15 protein-coding genes are annotated in these 18538 nt (G+C 34.3%); all 15 read left to right on the top strand.

Features of this window, described 5'->3' with window-relative positions; genetic code table 11:
- Window positions 1-59 precede the first annotated feature (59 nt).
- Entirely contained in the window at window positions 60-1802 is a 1743-nt protein-coding gene (locus AB3U99_RS17190) for a sensor histidine kinase (RefSeq protein WP_400242762.1), read from the top strand.
- Between the two features lie 2 nt (window positions 1803-1804).
- On the top strand, window positions 1805-2590 hold the full coding sequence (locus tag AB3U99_RS17185; protein ID WP_400242761.1) for a response regulator: 786 nt from the start codon (window positions 1805-1807) through the stop codon (window positions 2588-2590).
- Window positions 2591-2701: 111 nt separating this feature from the next.
- Entirely contained in the window at window positions 2702-4021 is a 1320-nt protein-coding gene (locus tag AB3U99_RS17180) for an extracellular solute-binding protein (protein ID WP_400242760.1), read from the top strand.
- A 214-nt stretch (window positions 4022-4235) separates the two neighbouring features.
- Window positions 4236-5114, top strand: a complete 879-nt coding sequence (locus tag AB3U99_RS17175; protein ID WP_400242759.1) for a carbohydrate ABC transporter permease — start codon at window positions 4236-4238, stop codon at window positions 5112-5114.
- A 15-nt stretch (window positions 5115-5129) separates the two neighbouring features.
- Complete coding sequence (locus AB3U99_RS17170) at window positions 5130-6026, top strand: carbohydrate ABC transporter permease (protein WP_400242758.1); 897 nt, start codon at window positions 5130-5132, stop codon at window positions 6024-6026.
- 22 nt (window positions 6027-6048) lie between these two features.
- Window positions 6049-8169, top strand: a complete 2121-nt coding sequence (locus AB3U99_RS17165) for a glycoside hydrolase family 52 protein (protein ID WP_400242757.1) — start codon at window positions 6049-6051, stop codon at window positions 8167-8169.
- Window positions 8170-8652: 483 nt separating this feature from the next.
- Entirely contained in the window at window positions 8653-9288 is a 636-nt protein-coding gene (locus tag AB3U99_RS17160; RefSeq protein WP_400242756.1) for a YesL family protein, read from the top strand.
- A gap of 132 nt (window positions 9289-9420) precedes the next feature.
- The gene (locus AB3U99_RS17155) at window positions 9421-10212 is read left to right on the top strand and encodes a Nif3-like dinuclear metal center hexameric protein (RefSeq protein WP_400242755.1); all 792 of its coding nucleotides are present in this window, start codon (window positions 9421-9423) and stop codon (window positions 10210-10212) included.
- Window positions 10213-10530: 318 nt separating this feature from the next.
- Window positions 10531-11493 (top strand): ABC transporter permease, encoded by a 963-nt coding sequence (locus AB3U99_RS17150; RefSeq protein WP_400242754.1) that lies wholly within the window; start codon window positions 10531-10533, stop codon window positions 11491-11493.
- A 12-nt stretch (window positions 11494-11505) separates the two neighbouring features.
- Entirely contained in the window at window positions 11506-12375 is an 870-nt protein-coding gene (locus AB3U99_RS17145) for a carbohydrate ABC transporter permease (RefSeq protein WP_400242753.1), read from the top strand.
- Window positions 12376-12503: 128 nt separating this feature from the next.
- Window positions 12504-14129 carry an extracellular solute-binding protein gene (locus AB3U99_RS17140; RefSeq protein ID WP_400242752.1) on the top strand — a complete coding sequence of 542 codons (1626 nt, stop codon included), beginning with the start codon at window positions 12504-12506 and terminating at the stop codon, window positions 14127-14129.
- Window positions 14130-14409: 280 nt separating this feature from the next.
- Complete coding sequence (locus tag AB3U99_RS17135) at window positions 14410-15147, top strand: DUF624 domain-containing protein (protein WP_400242751.1); 738 nt, start codon at window positions 14410-14412, stop codon at window positions 15145-15147.
- 21 nt (window positions 15148-15168) lie between these two features.
- The gene (locus AB3U99_RS17130) at window positions 15169-15846 is read left to right on the top strand and encodes a GntR family transcriptional regulator (RefSeq protein WP_400242750.1); all 678 of its coding nucleotides are present in this window, start codon (window positions 15169-15171) and stop codon (window positions 15844-15846) included.
- Window positions 15847-16001: 155 nt separating this feature from the next.
- Window positions 16002-17405: a glucuronate isomerase gene (gene uxaC / locus AB3U99_RS17125; RefSeq protein ID WP_400242749.1), complete on the top strand. Its 1404-nt coding sequence runs from the start codon at window positions 16002-16004 to the stop codon at window positions 17403-17405.
- Window positions 17406-17445: 40 nt separating this feature from the next.
- Window positions 17446-18528 (top strand): mannonate dehydratase, encoded by a 1083-nt coding sequence (uxuA, locus tag AB3U99_RS17120; RefSeq protein ID WP_400242748.1) that lies wholly within the window; start codon window positions 17446-17448, stop codon window positions 18526-18528.
- Window positions 18529-18538 lie beyond the last annotated feature (10 nt).

The following is an 18538-nucleotide window of genomic DNA, read 5'->3' as shown; positions in this document are numbered from 1 at the left end:
CAAAGTTGGTGATTTTTTGGTATAATAATGGTGCAAATAAAGAGAAGGGCGAAAAAAAGATGTTCAATTTATTAAGAAAATGGAATACATTAAGGAATCAAATTTTGTTTGTTTTTTTATCTGTTATGATAGTCGTTCTTTTATTTGTCAGTACATTAATATTTAATCAAGTGTCCTCTTTATTAGAAAATAATGCAGAAAAACAAATTCAGCAAGTAGCAATCGAAGCAAATGGTAGAATCGAAACCTTATATGAACAATTAAATATGGCATCGAAGCTAGTAGCCACGAATGACAAAGTACAAAACCTTTTAACTAGGGAATATGATCAAAGGCATGTAGCTTTTCAAGAAAAGCAAGAATTGATGGGAACAGTCAATACAATAACAGCTAATTCAGATGGTATCTTTTCCTTTCAATTATTTACTAGTAATCAAACACGGATTTTACCTCTGGATGATGCCAATTTAATGACTAGTCTTGATGCAAGTTGGGTAAAAAAGGCGGATGACGCAAAAGGAAGTCTTGTTTGGATTGGAGAGGATCCTAATGATAGCAATTATTTTCTTGCTATAAGAAGGGTAAATCTTATTAACCGAAGTTTTACAAATGGAGGATATCTACTTTTTAGTATTTATGATAATTATTTCAAGTTTGCAAATCAAGCGCTTACAGATGAAACGAATCAATATTTTATGCTTTTAGATGAAACAAATAAACCGATTATTACAAATTTTGAGCAATCAAGTGAGTCAATCGTGGAAAGTGATAAAAAAATTGTTCGAATAAATGAAAAGGATTACATGATTACCAAGAATTTTTCCTATGTCACTGGTTGGACAGTACTAATCCTAACTCCCTTCAATACGTTAACAGAAGGAATAACTGTGGTACGAACAAGCATCCTTTTAGCTGGATTAATTGGACTACTAATATATTTCGTCTGCTCTTTTTTTCTATCCAATATTATTACTAGACCAATTATTCGGTTAACAAATACGATGAGATTTGCAAGTGAAGGTTCCTTACCGCTGACACCAAATATCTCTTCTGTTAATGAAATAAATGAATTAAACAGTACATATAATCAGCTTGTAAAAGAAACCAATCATTTAATCACAATGGTATATCAAAAGGAAATTATTCGGAGCAGAAGTGAATTAAGAGCACTGCAAGCTCAGATCAATCCTCATTTTTTATTTAATACTTTAGATGCCCTTCATTGGACATTAGAAGAGAACGATGAGGAAGAGCTAGCTGAACTTGTTGTTACTATGTCTAATTTATTTCGATATACTATCTCTCGTTCCTCAGAGGAGGAGTGGGTACGTATAAAAGATGAAATCGAACATATAGAGGACTACATGGAAATAATGAAAATGCGATTTGGAGAGCAGTTGAAATGGCATATAAAGCTTCCTAAAGCATTTGAAGAAGTAAGAATTCCTAAATTTTTGATACAGCCATTAGTTGAAAATGCTGTATTACATGGAGCAGAGAATAAGCTTGGGCAATGTACAGTTGATGTTATTGTTGAGCAAGCAGAAGAGAATAACAGAATAAAGGTTAGTGTTTGTGATGATGGCATCGGAATCAATGCGTCTAAATTAAAAAGTATTAAGGAATCAATGGGAAAAGGAGGCATTACATCTACAGCAGGCAAGGGAATGGCTCTTTCCAATGTATATAAAAGACTTACACTCTATTATCAGGAAAGGCAACAAAAGGGACTAATTATTGAAAGTATCGAAAATAAAGGAACATTAATTTCTTTTGAAATTCCAAAAGATGGAGGGATGTAAGAATGAATACGAAAACAATATTGATTGTCGATGATGAGCCAAGATCAAGGGAAGGTATTAAAAAAACATTAGAGAACTGGTCTAACGGCCAATTTCAAATATTATTGGCAGCAAATGCGGAAGATGCAATTGACATCATAAAAAAACAAAAAGTAAACATCCTTATAACAGATATTCGTATGCCGAGAATAACTGGTATAACCATGTTAAAAACAATAAATGATCAAAAACAGCTACCAGTGGTTATTGTTATCTCTGCCTATTCTGAATTTGAGTATGCTCAAGAAGCTCTTCGTTTAGGTGTTATTAATTATTTACTTAAGCCAATAAGTAAAAAGAAATTAATAGAAGCAGTGGAAGATGCTATTACGATCGATAAAAATAGAGAAAGAGCCAATATTATTTCAAAAGTTGTTGATGATAAGTTAATTGATGCTACCGTAACGAATGAATCGGCTAGAGAACCAATACAGAAGGCTTTGCAATATATTGATAAGCATTTAAAAGAAGAATTAAATCAACGTGAGGTAGCTGACCTTGTTTATTTAAACCCGAGTTATTTTAGTGTGCTGTTCAAGGAAGAAATTCATTTAACGTTTAGTGAATATATAACGAGAAGGAGAATTCAGCATGCTAAAAATTTGCTTATCTCTACAAAGCTTTCCATTGCTGATATTGCGGAAGAATCAGGATACAAAACAGCTAAATATTTTATTAAAATCTTTAAAGAATTAGAAGGGACAACACCAAGTGCCTATCGAAAAGCAAATATTGAAAGGGCTTTCTAAAAAAAGTTGAACTTTATCTAATCGTTGTTACCTTTTTTGGGATATCCAATAATGTTAAACTTTATTTGTAAGAAAGAAATAAATAAATAGGATGTATAGGGGGTAGTTTTAATGTTTCATAGAAAAGCACTGTCAGCACTACTATCTGTTGCTTTATTGATGGTTTTAGTTTTAGCAGGATGTTCTTCATCCACTTCTTCTAACAATGAAAACGCTTCAAATGATGGAGATAAAACAGTTATTAAATTCATGCATTTGTGGCCAGAGGGAAGTTCAAAAGCTCAGTTCACAATTGTAAACGATATCATTAAGCAGTATGAAAAAGACCATCCGGATGTGAAAATCCAAACGGAGATTCTAGGAAACGAGCAATATAAAGATAAAATTAAAGTATTATCTGCTTCTAATGAGCTACCAGATGTTGGAGTGACATGGGCAGCAGGATACATGCAGCCATTTGTTAAGGGTGGAATGTTTGCATCATTAGATGATGTAGTTGATAGCAGTTTTAAAGATCAATTTATAGCAGGTACAACAGAAGCCTTTGCCATGGATGGTAAAACATATGGACTTCCACTTGAATTAAATATTACACCTGTTTATTACAATAAAGAAATCTTTGAAAAATATAATTTAGAAATTCCTGAGACATATGATGAGTTCTTAAATGTTGTTAAAACATTAGCTGATAATGGCGTTACTCCAATTACTTTAGGAAATAAAGACCGTTGGACTGGTTCTATGTGGTACATGTACCTTGCAGATAGAATTGGTGGACCAGAAGTATTAACAAATGCGATTAATCGTAGTGGAAGCTTTGAAGATCCAGCACTTGTTCAAGCAGCAGAAGAAATAAAAAAATTAGTTGATATGGGTGGATTTGTAAAAGGATTCAACGGTTTATCCAATGATGAGGCAAAAGGGTACTTTATGAATGAGCAAGCAGCTATGTATTTAATGGCTACCTGGGAATTGCCAAACTATACAACAAGCCCAGATGTTACGCAAGAATTTAAAGATAAAGTAGGATACTTTAAGTTCCCAACATATGAAGGTGGTAAAGGCGACATTAACAGTTATGTAGGTGGTCCTGGTGTTGGTCTGTTTGTTTCTGAAAAATCAAAAGTAAAAGAGGAAGCAAAAGATTTTGTTGCATATCTAGTACAAGAATGGGGCAAAAACTCTGTTAAAGATGCTGGCGTTATCCCAGCAACTGTTGTGGATACTTCCAATATCGATCTTGACCCAATGTATATCGATATTTTAAATGATCTAGGAGAAGCTTCCAACTTAACACTATATGCTGACGTTCAAATGAGCTCAAGTGTTGCTCAAGTACATTTAGATATGATTCAATCACTATTTGGTGGTCAGGCAACACCAAAAGAATTTACAGCAAAACAAGAACAAGCGTTAGCTGAGGAAGAATAACGAAGAAATGGAGTGGAATCTATCATAGTGAAACAGATAGATTCCACTATTTAAAATAATCATTTTGGTTTTTGATTATAATATTTACATTATTGATTTTAAGAGAAGGCTTTGTTAAACGATAATATTGGTTTGATAAAAAAATTTCATTAGAATAACCAATACTATCATTTGACAAAGCCCTTACAAATCAATAAGGAGGGAGAGCAGAATAATGAAAAATGTGATGTCGAACAAATGGGTAATCACTCTATATGTGCTCCCTGCACTGTTGCTCATTTTAATTTTGATCTATATTCCTATCGTATTAACAGGATATTATGGCTTAATGGATTGGGACGGTATAGGGGCTAAGACTTTTATTGGACTAGATAATTATATAGAGCTCATGAAAGATAAAATGTTCTGGACTAGTACGTATCATTCGGTGTTATTAGCTGTTTTTTCTGCAATAAGCCTAGTAGCGTATCTAGTAATCTCGTTAATATTAGCAAGTAAGATTAAAGGGGCAGGACTTCTACGGAAAATTTACTTAATTCCAATGTTATTATCTTCTGTGGCGATTGCCCAGTTATGGTTGAAAATTTTCGATCCAACAAATGGGATGTTGAACAAACTTTTAGAAATGTTTGGAGTGGTAAACACTCCAATCTGGCTTGCAGATCCGAATTTGGTGTTATATTCCATATTCATTCCTATAGTATGGCAATATGCAGGTTTTTATATCATTATTTATTATGCAGCCTTAAAAGGGGTGCCAGATGAAATTATTGAGGCAGCTAAAATCGACGGAGCTACGCCGTTACAAATTGCTTATAAAATTAAGCTTCCATTGATTGCTCCAGTAATAAAAGTAACGATAGTCTTAGCAATTGTAGGTTCTTTAAAATACTTTGATTTAATCTATGTAATGACTGGTGGCGGACCTAATGGTGCTAGTGAAGTAATGGCATCTTATATGTATAAGGAAGCATTTAAAACATATAATTTTGGCTACGGTAGTGCTATTGGATTTGCGTTATTAATAATCTGTCTAGTGATGACATGGGTGATACAAAAATTAACAGCATCAAAAGAAGATGCTCAGTACTAAAGGAGAGAGATAATCATGAGTGAAGTAGTAATGCAAAAAAATAATAAAACTGATTTATCCATATCTCCTAAAACAAAAGGATCAATTGGAAGTAAAATAGGATACGGATTTTTGTATCTAGTACTAGGGATAATTGCCATTTTTCAAATATATCCACTCGTTTGGTTATTCTTCTTTTCTTTAAAAACGAATCAAGAAGTGTTTGGCTTATCTCCATTTGCTCTTCCAAAAGATCCACAATGGGGGAACTATGTAAAAGTATGGACACAAGGGAACATAAGCCAATATTTCTTTAATAGCGTGTGGATTACTGTTATAGCGGTAGTCTTAACAGTAATCTTGGCAAGCTTTGTTACCTTTGCGATTACAAGAATGCATTGGAAACTAAGTAAACTTGTTCTTGGATTGTTTATGGTTGGAATCATGATTCCGTTGCATTCCACATTAATTCCATTATTTAGTTTCTTTAATCAATTGCAACTAATTGATAATCCGATTTCAATCATCTTATCGTATACAGCGTTTAATCTACCGCTAACAATCATGATTTTATTAGGATTCTATCAAGCATTGCCACGTGAACTAGAAGAAGCAGCTGTAATGGATGGTTGTTCGATTCATCGCATATTCTTTCAAATCACACTACCAATGACAACTCCTGTTATGGCAACAGTTGTCATTATCAATATGATTTATAACTGGAATGAATTTGTATTCGTTAATACGTTCATTAGTTCAGATAAATGGAAGACATTAACGGTCGGTGTTAATAACTTCGTAGGTCAATATTTAACAGATTGGGGAGCTATTGGAGCAACCTTGATGATAAGCATTATTCCGATTTTAATTGCTTTCATCGTATTAAGTAATAAGATTGTTGAAGGATTAGCTGCAGGGTCTGTAAAAGGATAATCAAAAGGAGGAAATAATAACGATGCCAAAAAATTCATTTTTTAATGCTCATCATTCCCCAATTGGAGCGTTCTCAAGCTTTACACTAGGATTTCCTGGTGCTAGTGGTGGATTAGATTTAGAGTTAGGTCGTTCTCCGAAGCAAAATATTTATATAGGTGCTGAAGCTTTAGATAAAGAAGGGACATATGAAGCTTTTCCTTTCTTTGCTTATCAAGATGATGATGAAAGTAAAAGATATGATATTGAAAATATGGATCCAGATCCAGATAAGCCTAATATCATTTATCCTATCTCTAAAGATAAAATAAAACGTAATTTTCAACTTGGAACGGATACATGGGAATCAGAGGATATATCTTTTACGATTTATTCCCAAGTGGAACCTGTTCCAGATCCTACAGCTGCGAATGAGGAAGAATTGAAAAGTACTATATTGCCAGCTGTCTTGGCTGAACTGACTGTAGATAATTCGAACGGAACAAGAAGTAGACGCGCTTTTTTCGGTTATCAGGGAAGTGATCCTTATTCATCGATGCGAAGAGTCGATGATACAATGGAGGGCTTTGCTGGTATTGGTCAAGGTAGATTGACTGCTATTGTATCCAATAATCCTGATGTTAAATCAGCAATGCACTTTAGCTTAGAAAACATTCTAACAACTCCTCAAAAAGAGAATTGGACATTTGGATTAGGTCCTTTAGGAGCATTAGTTGTGGATGTTCCAGCAGGAGAAAAAAGAACATACCAATTTGCCATCTGTTTTTATAGAGGGGGGATAGTAACGGCAGGAATGGATACTTCCTATTACTATACTAACTTCTTTAAAAATATTGAATCTGTTGCAGAATATGCTCTTGAAAACTTCGATACACTTGCAGAGCGAGCAAAAAATGCGAATGAAAAAATAGCTGGCACACAGCATTTATCGGAAGATCAAAAATTTATGTTGATTCACTCTATTCGCAGCTATTATGGCTCTACACAATTGTTAGATTATAATGGGGAACCCTTCTGGGTAGTGAATGAAGGGGAATATCGGATGATGAATACTTTTGATTTAACAGTGGATCAGATTTTCTTTGAGCTAAGAATGAACCCATGGACAGTAAAAAATGAATTAGATATGTTTGTCCAACGATTTAGTTATGAAGATACTGTTCGTTTTCCTAATGATGATACAGAATATCCTGGTGGAATAAGTTTTACACATGATATGGGAGTAGCAAATACAATTTCTCGTCCACAATACTCATCCTATGAGTTGTATGGCCTTGATGGTTGCTTTTCACATATGACACATGAACAGCTAGTAAACTGGGTATTATGTGCGGCCCTTTATGTTAGCCATACAGGGGATCAAAAGTGGTTAGATGCAAACCTTCAGATAGTGGAGCAATGCTTTGAAAGTATGCTAAACAGGGATCATCCAGAACCAGATAAGCGCAATGGTTTAATGGGTCTAGATTCTTCAAGGGTAATGGGTGGTGCGGAAATTACCACTTATGACAGTCTTGATGTGTCATTAGGGCAAGCACGCAACAATATTTATCTTGCGGGGAAAATATGGGCTTCCTATATTGCGCTTGAAAAAATATTTACAGAAAATGAAAGAACAGATTTGGCTAAGCTTGCTGGAGAGCAAGCAGAAAAGTGTGCAGCAACCATTGTGGAGCACGTAACGGAAGATGGATATATTCCAGCTGTGATTGGAGAAGGAAATGACTCAAAAATCATTCCAGCAATAGAAGGACTGATTTTCCCATACTTTACAAATTGTAAGGAAGCATTGGATGAGCATGGACGATATGGTGGCTATATTCAGGCATTAAAGACACATCTTGAAACAGTATTAATAGAAGGTGTTTGTCTATTTGAAGATGGAGGCTGGAAAATTTCCTCTACAAGTAATAACTCATGGCTAAGCAAAATTTATTTATGCCAATTTATCGCTCGAGAAATTCTAGACTGGAAATGGGATGAAAAAGGGGCAAAAGCAGATGCTGCTCATGTAGAATGGCTAACACATCCCGAGCTATCCGTTTGGAGCTGGAGTGATCAAATAATAGCAGGTGAAATCGCAGGAAGTAAATACTACCCAAGGGGAGTAACCAGCATCTTGTGGTTGGAGGAACAGCAGTAAAGCCTCTACTATCTACCTAGAAGTTAGTATATAGTAAGGAAAGTTATTTTCTTGATTGTAATCTTTATATTCTCAGCCTGAATACATTTGAAAGTGGTTGAATAAACCGCCGAAAGCTAAGGGGATTCAGGCTGCAGATTTAGGCTTTAGCTGAGAACCCTCGTGACTTCAGTCGTGAGATGAATCGGCTTTGGGCAAGGGTTAGCTTCTGCTAACTCAATTGTCCGACATTCTCTTTCTTTGCTAAAAGCAAAGAAGAACTATACTACTACTGCAAACAGTAGTGGTATAATAATACAAACGGGTTGCTTGGAGCCCAAACAGTATCTCTAGCTTGATTTGAAGGGCAAGATGTTGGTCTTGTTGTCCGCTGTAAATTCCAAAGGTTGCAAGACCTTACAAGCCCGTGACTTCAGTCGTGGGTTGTTGACGGGGAACAAATCAACAGATTTAATAGGAAAGAAGAAAGTAGAGGGGATAAGCATGTCAGCAAAACCAATGGGGAAATTATATACCATCTGTGAATGGATTATGAAGCTAGCTTATATTAATATACTGTGGGTATTGTTCACAGTAAGTGGCCTCGTCCTATTTGGTTTTATGCCAGCAACGGTTGCATTATTTACTGTTGTCCGAAAATGGTTTATGAAAGAAACGGATATACCCATTTGGAAGACATTTTTATCCGTCTATAAAAGTGAGGTATTTAAAAGCAATATCTATGGTTTAGTATTCGTACTGGCTGGAGCAATGCTTTATGCAGATTACTATCTAATCTTAAATCTTGATGGTCTAATCCGTATTGTTACCACTAGTATATTGCTACTTATTTCATGCTTATATGTTATTACACTTTTATTCTTCTTTCCTGTTTATGTACATTACCATTTAAAGTTCATCGATTACTTTAAATATTCCTTTTTTCTAGGAGTGTTGAATATCCATATATTGTTGCTAGTTATTCTTGGATTAGTAGCAGATACTTTTCTTCTACTCTATATTCCTGGACTGCTGCCTTTTTTCAGTGGTGTTTCTATTGCTTGCATATTAATGTCTAGTAGTATCCTTATTTTTCAGCGTATGCAAAAGCAAGAAACAAATAATGTAATCGTCGAATAAAAAATTAGTGAAAGTAAACACTTATTCTTCAGGTAGAAAATTTATAGAAATACTTGTAAAAAATATAGTTTGTATATTGAATGAACAAAGTATAACGTGGTATAATTTGATTAACTTGATGGGGGAGACAGAATGACAAGTATTCAGAGAATAATAGATAGGTTAATCGAGCCCGCAAGAGAATTTGGATCAACAACAGATGTATTAGTAAAAGGATCAGCAACTCTTAATGTGGAGGGAATTGTAATCGCATTCATGTTGACTCAGGAAGTATTAGAAAAAGCAATCTCTCTCAAAGCTAATTTAATCATTACCCATGAAGGACCTTTTTATAGTCATCAAAATTGGAAAGAAGCATATTCAAAAGATCCAATTTTTCTAGCAAAGCTTCAATTAATTGAAGAAGCTAATATTAGCATTTTTCGATTTCATGATTACTTTCACCGGTATGATCCTGACGGTATCATGGTAGGCTTGATTCGCAAGCTTGAATGGGAGAAATATACAGAAGAGTATCAGTCAACGGCAACTACTTTGACGATTCCAAAGCAATCTGTTACTGAAATTGCAAAGTATATTAAAGATAAACTTGGTGCCCCTTTCGTAAGAGTTGTGGGTGATCTATCGATGGACTGCCAAAGGATTGGATTGCTTGCAGGCTATCGAGGTGGAGGAGAATTGGTAATTCCTTTATTTCAGAACCAGAGTCTTGATTTAGTTATTGCAGGAGAAGGACCGGAATGGGAGTCACCAGAGTATGTTAGAGATGCTATCCACCAAGGGAAAAAGAAGGCACTTATCCTGATTGGTCATGCGGTTAGCGAAGAACCAGGAATGGAGTATTTGAAAGTTTTAATCGAAGCTGGTTTTCCACATATTCCAGTTTATTACATCAAAGAAAAGCCACTGTTTCATATTCTTTAAACAAAAGGAAGTATACTTTTAGGTATACTACCATACTAGTATATTTTGAAAATGAACAAAAATCTTCACATCCAGTAATTATAAATTCTTATCACCATTTATCACTTCATTTGTATCGTATATAACTCTCTTTAACAAACTCTCTTTTTACATCATTGCTACTAGAATTTTTTTAATAAGGGTTCTAACCTTTACCACTAAGCGCTTAAAAATTGTATATTTGCTATATCTTTGAAAGATGTAGCTTTATAATAGTCAGCTACTAAGCTATAAATCTCAGATTATGGTATTTTGAATAATCAGAAACGGGGGGTTCTTATGGAAACGGAAGTCGTTCATTCGGAAGTAAAAACTGTAAAAAAGCCAAAAAGAAGCAAGCTGAAAACAACATTAGCTGTTATACGGAAAGATTGGCAGCTATATACCTTGTTAATTCTACCCATTATCTATTTATTAATCTTTAAGTATGGTCCAATGCTTGGTAATGTTATCGCTTTCAGAAGGTATATGCCAGGCGGTAAAATTTATGGGGAACAATGGGTAGGTTTTTATTACTTTGAGATGTTCATAAACGACCCAGTTTTTTGGAATGTATTTAAAAACACCTTAATATTAGGCGGAATTACATTACTATTTTGTTTTCCTATGCCAATTATTTTTGCACTCCTATTAAATGAAGTAAAGTCAAAAAAATTCAAGAAATTTGTGCAAACAGCATCCTACTTACCGCATTTCCTATCTATTGTTATCATTGCCGGGATGATTTTGCAATTAACTGCACTAAACGGGTCAATCAATGGGATAGTGGAATTCTTTACAGGAGAGAAAATAAGCTTTATTCAAAGTCCAGAATGGTTTAGGACGATTTATGTAACTTCAGAAGTATGGCAAGGAATGGGATGGGGAGCAATTCTTTATTTGGCTGCTTTAACGACCATTGATGACTCCTTATATGAAGCAGCAAAAATAGATGGGGCCAATCGTTGGAAGCAAACCCTGCATATTACGATTCCTGGAATATTGCCGACAATCGTTACACTATTAATTTTGAATATCGGTAGCTTTCTCGCTATAGGTTTTGAAAAGATCTTATTGATTTATAATCCTTTAACCTATGAAACTTCAGATGTTATTTCAACTTATTTATACCGTGTTGGTCTAGAATCAAATAATTTCAGTTATGCAGCAGCTATTGGGTTATTTGAATCCATCATTGGATTAGTGCTTGTATTATCAGCAAATAGCATTTCGAGAAAATTAACAGATAGAAGTTTATGGTAGGGGGGAGAATAAATGAAAGAATCAAAGCAGTATAAAATCTTTAAAGTCTTTAATGTCTGTATTCTATTAATCATAATATTTTGTACGCTATATCCGTTTATCAATGTTGTCGCACAGTCTTTTAGTAGCGAGTCCTATATCAATTCAGGGCAGGTAAATTTATTTCCAAAGGGATTTAATGTGGAAACCTATCAAAAGGTCCTGTCTGACACGATGTTTTGGATAAATTATAAAAATACAGTTGTTTACACAGTAGTGGGGACAATAATCTCCATGTTTTTAACAACGATATTTGCTTACACTCTATCAAAAAGAAGGCTAGTAGGACGTCGATTTTTAACTGTGTTTGCAGTATTCACTATGTTCTTTAACGGCGGCTTAATTCCGAACTATGTTTTAATCAATGCTTTAGGATTTGCTAATTCTATGTGGGCGATTGTAATCCCAGGTGCGATTAGTATTTATAATATGCTAATAATGAAATCCTTTTTTGAAAATATGCCTGAAGAACTAGAAGAGGCAGCTTCAATCGATGGTTTAAACACATATGGTATTCTATTAAAGATCGTTTTACCTCTAAGTAAAGCTGTAATTGCCACAATGGTATTATTTTATGCCGTTGCCTATTGGAATTCTTGGTTTAGTGCTTTCATTTATTTAGATAAAAAAGAGCTATTCCCAGTTACGATTTACTTAAGAAATATGATTGCAGGAACTACTAGTGGAATGTCAGCCGGTGCAACATCAGCTGACAACTTAACACAAATCTCTGCAAATATTAAGTCAGTAACAATGGTATTAACCATTTTACCGATTTTAACGGTATACCCATTTGTGCAAAAATACTTTGTTTCTGGTGTAATGCTAGGCTCTGTTAAGTAAAAAAATGAGCCTTCCGGTTAACGGGAGTTCAGCGTAGTTGTTTTTCCTAAGGATTCCTTTCATATGCCTGCTATTAGCGAAAAATAACTTTACGCTTTTCCTATATATATATAAGGGGAGGAAATACTATGAAAGAAAGTTGTAAAAAGGTAGGGCTATTTCTAGGGCTATTCATGTTAGTATTACTTGCTGCAGCTTGTTCCAATGATGATACAGCAAGTAGTGACGTAGAAGTATCTACAAAAGGAGCGATGGAATCTTATAACGCAGGAGACACATTTAAAGCAACTGAACCATTTGATTTATCGATTTTATATATGGATCAGCCAACATATCCATATAAAGAAGACTGGCTTCTATGGGATAAGATTAAAGAAATCACAAATGTCACATTAAAGTCGACTATTGTACCAATGAGTGACTACACGCAAAAAAGAAGTTTGTTAATTAGTTCAGGAGATGCTCCAATCGTTATCCCTAAAACATACCCTGGGGAAGAAGCTGCTTTTGTTGCATCTGGCGCGGCACTTCCGGTAAGCGATTACATTGACAAAATGCCTCACTTTAAAGAAAAAGTTGAAAAATGGGATTTAGATCCTGAGTTAGATACTTTACGCCAAAATGATGGCAAATTCTATGTACTTCCAGGTTTACATGAAGAAGTTTGGCCAGATTATACATTAATTGTTAGAACAGATATCTTTGAAGAAAATAACATTGCTATTCCTACAACTTGGGATGAATTATATACAGCTATGAAGAAATTGAAAGAAATCTATCCTGATTCTATTCCTTTCTCTGATCGTTTTACTTTTAACAGTACATTAAATATTGCAGCAACAGGTTTTGGAACAAAAGCTGGTTGGGGATTCGGAAACGGATTATCTTATGATCAAGATGCAGATGAGTTTGTTTATGCAGCAACTACAGATGGATATAAAGAAATGCTTACTTACTTCCACAAATTAGTAGAAGAAGGATTATTAGATGAAGAGAGCTTTACACAAAGCGATGATCTAGCAGTGCAAAAATTTGTAACGGGTAAATCATTTATTATTAATGGAAACTCTCAAACTATTAACTTACATCGTGTCGATATGGATAAAACATTAGGAAAAGGAAATTATTCTATTTCAAAAATTACCGTTCCTGGTGGTCCTACTGGCCAATTAATGTCGGGTTCTAGATTAGAAAACGGTGTCATGATTACTTCGAAAATTAAGGAAAGTGAGAAATTCGAAGCAATTCTTCAGTTTATTGACTGGCTATATTACAGTGATGAAGGTCAAGAATTCACTAAATGGGGTGTAGAAGGAACAACATTTACGAAGGAAAATGGAGTAAGAAAATTAACAGATGATATTAATTACAATGGATTAAATCCAAATGGAACAAAGGATTTACGTGTTGATTATGGATTCTCTGGCGGAGTTTTTGCATACGGAGGAACAACAGATCTACTTCATTCCATGATGAGTGAAGAAGAAATTAAATTCCAAAATGATATGAAAGCAGTAAAAACACCAGTTCCAACAGATCCACTAATTCCTTATTCTATTGAAGATAGAGAAAAAGCAACATTACAAAGTACACCTTTAAAAGATTATACAAACCAAAACACATTAAAGTTTATTCTAGGTACACGTGATTTAAGTGAATTTGATGCATTTGTTAAAGAGCTAAAAAGTCAAGGCTTAGATCAATATGTAGAAACAGCAAATAAAACGTATCTAGAATATAAGAAAAATAACTAAGAATAGCGGAAGCTCCTGTTTATCGGTGTACAAACTGGAGAGTATCGACTGAGATAAAGGAAACACGGGGAACGTTAGTGAACCGATGTTGACTTATCATAGGGAGATACTCGGAAGTTTACTAACCGATAGGCGCTGGAGCTAGACACCAGATTGACTTCAAAAACTTATACTTTCTTAACTGCTAAAAAATGATGAGGTATCTTATAGTTTGCATATTAGTAGGATACCTCATCCAATCTATACTACGATATATTTTATTTGAAAGAAGGTGAAAAGCATGGAACAAAAAAAAGAGTTTGGTCAAGGAATCTTATTTACATTCAGTAATTATGTGTATTGGATTTTATTAACGAATATCTATTTTGTCGCAACAAATGCAATATTTATTTTCTTCTTCATGACATTAACACCATCGTTTTCTAATATCGGTTTGTATGCTCTTGCATTAATTCCATCTGGTCCTGCTATATCAGGACTGCTTTATTCAATGGAGAAATTAGTGAGAACGAAGGAGTTGTCGCCAACTGCTGACTTTTTCTATGGCTATCGATCAAATTTAAAAGGAACTTTTTTCATCTGGACAATAATCCTTGCAGTATACTTTGTCTTACTCATCGATTTACAATACCTCCGAATAACAGTAACTCCAGTCAATCAAATAATTTTTATCGTATTGCTTGTACTTACTCTTATCTGGACGATGTTAAGTATAAATATGTTAATGATTAACTCAAGGTTTACTTTTCGGATAAGAGACTTAATAAAGCTATCTGCGTATTATCAGTTTATTAAATTTAAAGAAACGATCGGCAATATGCTTATCCTATTTCTAGTGGGGTTTGCTACGGTAATTACCACTGATTTTTTAGTTGTTTTTATTGCTAGTTTAATTGCAATGAGTATGATGTTTAATTCTAGAGCCATGTTAAATCACATTGAAAGTAATTTTCTAAAGAAATCATCTTCCATTAATGAAGAAGAATCCTATAATACTAAACATGTACATGGTTCATAAATCAATTGAAGGAGAATGAAGATGCTAACTACAAAAGAAGTGAGGGTTTCTTCAAGGGATTACTCCTATAATATTTTGAAAGAGAAAATTATGGGATTGGAATTAGAACCAGGGACGAAAATATCCGAAAAAGAAATAGCAGATGAGCTTAATGTAAGTAGAACGCCTGTTAGAGAAGCATTTTTGAAGCTTGCACAAGAGGAATTGCTTGATATTATTCCTCAATATGGAACGATTGTATCAAGAATAAATTTAGAACATGTAGAAGAAGGTCGCTTTATTAGAGAAATGGTAGAAAAGGAAATTGTTGTTCTTGCTAGTGAGAATTTTCCAGAGTCATTTCGTTTTCGCCTAGAAGGCAATATAAGAATGCAAGAACTTTGTATGGAACAAAATAATTTCCAAAAAATATTTGAACTAGATGAGGAATTTCACCAGTTACTATTTGCTGCCTGTCGAAAAGAACGAACATGGAATATGCTTCAGCTTCTAAATAGTCATTTTAAGAGGTTAAGACTCCTCAGGTTGTCTAGTGATACAAACTGGGAAACAATCATTACTCAACATAAGCTCCTTTATAAGCTAATTTTGAATAAGGAAGGAAAAAAGGCGAGTGAAATAATGGAAAAACATCTTCAGCTAGCCGTTTTGGAACAGCATGTTTTAAAGGAAAAATATCCTCACTACTTTATTGGCTAAAAAATATTTAAGCTTTGTTTAGTCGGAAAAGAAAATTTTTTATTTTTATTTATATAGATAGTTGAGGATATATTTGCAGGACGAAAAATATGAATTATTCAAAGAAAATGGCACTAACTGTTTTCTTATATTGAAATTAGGAAAGGGGAAGAGTGTTGATGCAAGTAATAGAAGAAGATTTTTTATTACAAAATGAATCTGCAAAAATTCTATATCATGAATATAGTAAGTCAATGCCAATAATTGATTATCATTGCCACTTAAATCCAAAAGAAATAGCAGAAAACAAATCCTTCGATAATATTAGTAAGCTATGGCTAGCGGGAGATCATTATAAATGGAGAGCAATGCGATACTTCGGAATAAATGAAGATTATATAACAGGGAAGGCAAGTGATTATGAAAAGTTCCAAGTATGGGCAAAAGTTCTTCCTTACTGTATTGGAAATCCTTTATATCATTGGTCCCAATTAGAATTAAAGCGATATTTTCAGATTGACTCTGCATTAAATGAAGATACTTGCGATGAAATCTGGAATATTTGTAATGAGAAGCTTAAGCAAAAAGAATTTACTGCCCAAGGATTTATTGCTAAATCTAATGTCGCAATGATTGGGACAACAGATGATCCATTAGATGATTTAGAATATCATAGCATGATAAAAGAAAATAGGGAGATCAAAGCAATGGTTCTTCCATCCTTTCGTCCTGATTCTTTGCTTGAGATTAATCAAGAATCGTTCCTTTCTTATATAAGAGAGCTGGGGAAGAAAACAAATACTAGCATTACAGATTATGAGCTTTTTCTAGACGCTATTCGAAACCGCGTTGATTATTTTCATCAAAATGGATGCAGAATTGCTGATCATGGGTTGGAAGTATTACCTTATGAAGAATGCACGCTAGGAGAGGCAAGTCGCATCTTTCAAGCAAAGCTAGAAGGAGCATCCATTTCCAAACAAGAGGAAAATAAGTTTAAAACGTATACAGTCGTATATCTTGGACAGTTATATTCTTCCTTAAACTGGGTGATGCAACTGCATATTGGAGCAAAGCGAAATAATAATGATCGAATGTTTCGCTCATTGGGAGCAAACACAGGCCTTGATTCCATTAATGATTTTACATTAGCAAAACCACTTAATCAATTTTTAAATGAGTTGGATAAAGATAATCAGTTGCCAAAAACAATCCTTTATTCGTTGAACCCTAATCATGGTCCGATCATTACATCAGCGGCAGGTAACTTTCAAACAACTGGTGTGAAGGGGAAAATACAAAGTGGGGCTGCTTGGTGGTTTAATGATCATAAAGATGGAATGATTAATCAAATGAAAGATTTGGCGAATTTAGGGATTTTGTCAACCTTCATAGGAATGTTAACGGATTCTAGAAGTTTTCTATCCTATACACGGCATGAATATTTTAGAAGAATTCTTTGTAATATGTTAGGGAGTTGGATAGAAAGTGGAGAGGCCCCAAAAGACTATGCTTTTATTGGAAAATTAGTGCAGGATATCTCTTATTTTAATGCAAAAAATTACTTTGAGATCAATTGAGATATAGATAAAAGAGATGATTTCTTAGGAGGATTCATAAGTGAAGGTAGCATTTAGATGGTTTGGTAAAGAAGATGATAGTGTTTCTTTAGAGCATATTAGGCAAATACCTGGAATCGATGGGGTAGTAGGAGCGTTGTTTGATATCCCAGTGGGAGAAGTGTGGCCAGAAAATAGAATCATGGATTTAAAGGAAGATATCAATAGAAATGGTATGAGTTTAGAAGTTATTGAGAGTGTTAATATTCATGAAGACATTAAACTTGGACTCCCATCAAGAGAAAAATATATTGATAATTATAAGCAAACGATTCGTAATCTAGCGAAAGCTGGTGTGAAGGTTATCTGCTATAATTTTATGCCGATTTTTGATTGGACGCGTTCAGACCTAGCAAAGGAACTTCCTGATGGGTCGACTGTTTTAGCATATGAAAAGGGAAAAATAGAATCGATTGAACCAATGACTTTAATTGAGCAAATGGAGAATTTATCGAATGGGTACTCATTGCCAGGCTGGGAATCGGAAAGACTTACATCGATTAAGTATCTATTTCAATTATATAAAGAGGTAACAGAAGAAGATTTATTTAACCATCTTCAGTATTTCTTAGAACAAGTGATTCCAGTTGCAGAAGAATGTGATATAAAAATGGCTATCCACCCAGATGATCCGCCATGGTCTGTTTTCGGTTTGCCTAGGATTGTTCTTTCAAAGGAAAATTTAGAAAGAATTGTTAAGTTAGTTGATAGTCCATCTAATGGTTTAACAATATGCTCGGGGTCTTTAGGTGCAAATCCCAATAATGATATTTCTGATATATTACGACACTTTTTGAAAATGGATCGTGTACCATTTGTACATATTCGAAATATCAAAATTGCAGCAAATGGAGATTTTGAGGAAACTTCACATAGAAGTACCGAAAATGGGACGCTAGATCTATATGAAATAGTGAAGGCGCTTCACGATTATGATTTTAAAGGTTATTTCCGACCCGATCACGGCAGAATGATTTGGGGGGAAAAGGCAAGACCTGGTTATGGTCTTTACGATCGAGCTTTGGGAATTATGTATATATTAGGGATTTGGGATAGTTTGGAAAAGGCGGGGGAAACAAACTGAAAGGGGTAGA

Origin of the sequence: Niallia tiangongensis, assembly GCF_044704065.1 — a bacterium.
In the GTDB taxonomy this organism is placed as follows: domain Bacteria; phylum Bacillota; class Bacilli; order Bacillales; family Cytobacillaceae; genus Niallia; species Niallia tiangongensis.
Note: the sequence above shows the minus strand (reverse complement) of the source record. Positions and strands in the feature narration are given on the sequence as shown.

What these genes read in the sequence shown, in the direction of transcription:
- AB3U99_RS17165 (WP_400242757.1), top strand. Translation starts at nt 6,049, where the DNA reads ATGCCAAAAAATTCATTTTTTAATGCTCATCATTCCCCAATTGGAGCG.
- AB3U99_RS17155 (WP_400242755.1), top strand. Translation starts at nt 9,421, where the DNA reads ATGACAAGTATTCAGAGAATAATAGATAGGTTAATCGAGCCCGCAAGA.
- AB3U99_RS17185 (WP_400242761.1), top strand. Translation starts at nt 1,805, where the DNA reads ATGAATACGAAAACAATATTGATTGTCGATGATGAGCCAAGATCAAGG.
- AB3U99_RS17150 (WP_400242754.1), top strand. Translation starts at nt 10,531, where the DNA reads ATGGAAACGGAAGTCGTTCATTCGGAAGTAAAAACTGTAAAAAAGCCA.
- AB3U99_RS17130 (WP_400242750.1), top strand. Translation starts at nt 15,169, where the DNA reads ATGCTAACTACAAAAGAAGTGAGGGTTTCTTCAAGGGATTACTCCTAT.
- AB3U99_RS17175 (WP_400242759.1), top strand. Translation starts at nt 4,236, where the DNA reads ATGAAAAATGTGATGTCGAACAAATGGGTAATCACTCTATATGTGCTC.
- AB3U99_RS17160 (WP_400242756.1), top strand. Translation starts at nt 8,653, where the DNA reads ATGTCAGCAAAACCAATGGGGAAATTATATACCATCTGTGAATGGATT.
- AB3U99_RS17140 (WP_400242752.1), top strand. Translation starts at nt 12,504, where the DNA reads ATGAAAGAAAGTTGTAAAAAGGTAGGGCTATTTCTAGGGCTATTCATG.
- AB3U99_RS17180 (WP_400242760.1), top strand. Translation starts at nt 2,702, where the DNA reads ATGTTTCATAGAAAAGCACTGTCAGCACTACTATCTGTTGCTTTATTG.
- AB3U99_RS17135 (WP_400242751.1), top strand. Translation starts at nt 14,410, where the DNA reads ATGGAACAAAAAAAAGAGTTTGGTCAAGGAATCTTATTTACATTCAGT.
- AB3U99_RS17190 (WP_400242762.1), top strand. Translation starts at nt 60, where the DNA reads ATGTTCAATTTATTAAGAAAATGGAATACATTAAGGAATCAAATTTTG.
- AB3U99_RS17170 (WP_400242758.1), top strand. Translation starts at nt 5,130, where the DNA reads ATGAGTGAAGTAGTAATGCAAAAAAATAATAAAACTGATTTATCCATA.
- AB3U99_RS17145 (WP_400242753.1), top strand. Translation starts at nt 11,506, where the DNA reads ATGAAAGAATCAAAGCAGTATAAAATCTTTAAAGTCTTTAATGTCTGT.